At 62.8% G+C, this 3,231-nt stretch carries 3 protein-coding genes; all 3 read left to right on the top strand.

Annotated features, from left to right (window positions below):
• The first annotated feature begins 55 nt into the window (after window positions 1–55).
• From FJ490_RS32475 to FJ490_RS32465, 3 genes are read left to right on the top strand one after another with little or no spacing between them, the layout of a single operon-like run.
• Window positions 56–1,294, top strand: coding sequence for a site-specific integrase (locus tag FJ490_RS32475; protein ID WP_084016273.1), 1,239 nt, complete (start codon window positions 56–58; stop codon window positions 1,292–1,294).
• Entirely contained in the window at window positions 1,291–2,223 is a 933-nt protein-coding gene (locus FJ490_RS32470) for a tyrosine-type recombinase/integrase (protein WP_064995509.1), read from the top strand. Before FJ490_RS32475 ends, FJ490_RS32470 begins: the two co-directional genes overlap by 4 nt.
• Window positions 2,220–3,227: a tyrosine-type recombinase/integrase gene (locus FJ490_RS32465; protein WP_064995508.1), complete on the top strand. Its 1,008-nt coding sequence runs from the start codon at window positions 2,220–2,222 to the stop codon at window positions 3,225–3,227. The genes FJ490_RS32470 and FJ490_RS32465 overlap by 4 nt, the downstream gene beginning before the upstream one ends.
• The last annotated feature ends 4 nt before the right edge of the window (window positions 3,228–3,231 follow it).

Below are 3,231 nucleotides of genomic sequence, written 5' to 3'. Positions count from 1 at the left end.
CATGCCTCTCTGACGGACGCGGGATCCCCCTGCGCCGCAATGCTGGAGGGGCAATATGCTCGACTTCTATTTTTCGTATCGTGGGGTACTCAAGCGCCTGCGTAGCGGTGCGCTCGGCGGCGAGATGGATCGCCTCGCGGAGCATTTTTTCACGCTTGGTTATAAGCGAGCGTCCGCCAAGATTTACCTGAGCCGGATTGCGCGCTTTAGCCAGTTTGCCGCGACGCGCTGTGGTCCGATGCCGATCCATCAGGATGTCGTCGATAGCTATTTGTCCACGTTTACGACGGATTCTCCACGCATTGGAGCAGTGTCGGCGCTGGGACACGCACTGCGAGTGGCTCCGGAGCGATTCATTGCTTCCGTTCCCAGTGTAGATGCTGACCCGGATAATCCGCTTCTGGCCTCCTTTTCGGACTATCTGCGCAGGGTGCGGGGCCTGGAGCCGAAGACCCGCGAAGGCGTTCTTCTGGGCGGTCGCCGCTTTTTGGATTGGTTCCGCCATCACCATCCCGGCCAGGACCTCGAGGCGTTGGCGGCTGAGCACGTCCTCGCTGCTGTCGAGCATCGGCTGTCACTATCGGCGACCTCCAGCAGCCGCACGGCAGCGACTTCTCACATCCGAACATTTCTTCGGTTTTTGTATTGGGCTGGCCACCATCGCCAAGATCTCGCCCGCGTTGTCCCAAGGACGCCCTCTTGGCGTTTGGCACATTTGCCGCCGCGCCTTGCATGGGATGACGTTCGGCAGGCGATCGATGCGATCGGCGCAACGACGCCGGTCGACATCCGCGATCGAGCCGTCTTGCTGCTGCTCGCCACCACCGGCATTCGCAACGGCGAGTTACGCGCCATTCGGCTGAAGGATATCCACTGGCGTACTGGCGAGGTTTTTGTCCGGCGCACCAAGGGCAAGCGTGATCGGGTGGTACCACTCCTCGAGGAGACCGGCGCCGCACTCGCCGATTACATCCTGCGCGCTCGACCGAAGGTGGATAGTCCGTATCTGTTCCTGTCCTTCGCGCCGCCGCTGGGGCCGTTCAAGTGCGCGTCGCCTGTTTCGAGGATCGTGCGGAAGCGGTTGCGGCATGGCGGGGTCGAACTCGGGCGGGTCGCAGGTGCGCATCTCCTGCGCCACAGCCTTGCCACCCAGCTCGTCAGGCAGCGAAGGCCAATCAACGAGGTCGCCGATCTTCTTGGCCACCGGAGCATCAACACAACGGCGCTGTACGTGAAGGTTGCGGCCTCGCAACTCGCCGAGGTCGCACTCCCCTTTCCGGGAGGCGCGGCATGACCGCGTTTACCCGATTCCTCGGCGAGAAGGCCGAGCGTTACATCGAACTGCGCCACTCGCTCGGCTACTCTTTCAGCAAACAAGCTGGCACGTTGCGGGCTTTCGTCCGCTACGTTGAACGCGCTCAGTTCGATGCGCCCGCCACCCGGACGATGGCGCTGGACTTCGTCCTGTCGTTCGGCGGCGCCGCCAACAGCCGCACCACTCGTCACGGCGTGCTCCGCCGATTCTACGAGTATCTCGCCGTCTATGACGCCCAAACGGAGACCTTGGAGCGTAGAGTCTTTCCCAGATCCAGGGCGATTCCGCCGCCGCGGATCCTCAGCGAGTCAGAGTTGGCGTCGCTCATCGACGCATGTGCGCGCATTTCGCCAGGCATCCCTCTCAGGGGGCGGACGATGGCAACGCTGATCGGATTGTTAGCAAGCTCGGGACTGCGATCTGGCGAAGTGGTCAGGCTTGATCGTTCCGACGTCGATCTGACCAGCGGGGTTCTTCTGGTTCGGAAGACGAAGTTCCGCAAGGACCGTCTCGTTCCAGTTCACACGACGACCCAGGCTGCCCTTCGCCATTACGCCCGTGAGCGTGACGCCGCTTTTCCCACGCCCAAGGACCAGGGCTTCTTCCTCAGCTCTCGTGGCAACCGCCTCTCAGCGACCGGCCTGCAAAACGGTTTTGCCGAGGTCCGCAAGCTCGCCGGCCTTGATGGCGGTAAGCCCTTAAGGCCGCACGATCTCAGGCACCGGTTCGCCGTGACCCGCCTCAGCTTCTGGCACCAACAGCGCGCAGACGTTCAGGCGCTGCTCCCGTTGCTCGCCACATATCTCGGCCACGCCAGCTACAGCGATACCGCTTACTACCTCACTGGTTCGACGGATCTTCTCGCCATTGCGGCGGACCGCGCTTTCCTCGATGGAGGTGCAGCATGAGCGAACATCTTCTCCTGGCGCCGCTCCTGGAATCCTACTTTCGCCGGCGCTTGACCAAGCAGCGCAACGCCACTCCCGCGACTGTCGCGAGCTATCGCGACGCCTTGCGCATGCTGATCCTCTTTGCCGCCGCCAGGTTGCGGAAGAGGCCGGCGGCGTTGGTGCTCGAAGATCTCGATCGAGACCTCGTTCTCGCCTTTCTCGACGAACTCGAGGAGAAGCGGAACAACACCGTCGCCACGCGCAATGCCCGACTAGCTGCGATACGATCTTTCTTCCACCATGTGGCAGCGGCCGACCCGGCGTCCTTTGGTGTCGCGCAACGCGTGCTGACGATTCCCACAAAACGGGCGCACATTGAGGTGACGCGCCACCTCACCAACGCAGAAGTGGACGCAATCATTGCGGCGCCCGATCAGAGGACGCCCCGTGGTCGGCGCGACCGCGCGTTTCTGCTGTTCCTGGCGCGGACCGGCGCGCGGGTCTCCGAAGCCATTGGTGTCAATGCTGACGACCTTCAGTTGGAACGCCCGCGTTCGCAGGTGCTGTTGCACGGTAAGGGGCGCAGAGATCGCGTCATCCCCGTTTCTCAGGATTTGGCGAGAGCGCTGGCGGCCTTGTTGCGCGAACGCGGAATCGCCAACCTCGAACCACGACCGATCTTTGTCGGCGCCCACAATGAGCGCCTGACGCGCTTCGGGGCGACCCACATCGTACGACGAGCGGCGGCCAAGGCAGTGGCCATTAGGCCGGACTTGGCCGAAAAGCCCATATCGCCACACATCTTCCGGCACTCCCTCGCCATGAAGCTTCTCCAGTCCGGCGTGGATCTTTTGACGATTCAAGCCTGGCTCGGGCACGCACAGGTCGCCACCACCCACCGCTATGCCGCCGCGGATGTCGAGATGATGCGCAACGGAATCGAAAAGGCGGGCATCGAGGGCAATTACGGGGCGCGCTTCCGGCCCACCGATGCCGTTCTGCAACTGCTGAACAGCATCTAAGCTA

Source organism: Mesorhizobium sp. B2-5-11, from assembly GCF_006440835.1.
Lineage (GTDB): Bacteria > Pseudomonadota > Alphaproteobacteria > Rhizobiales > Rhizobiaceae > Mesorhizobium.
The sequence above is the reverse complement of the archived record's forward strand: the minus strand, read 5'-3'. Positions and strand labels throughout refer to the sequence as shown.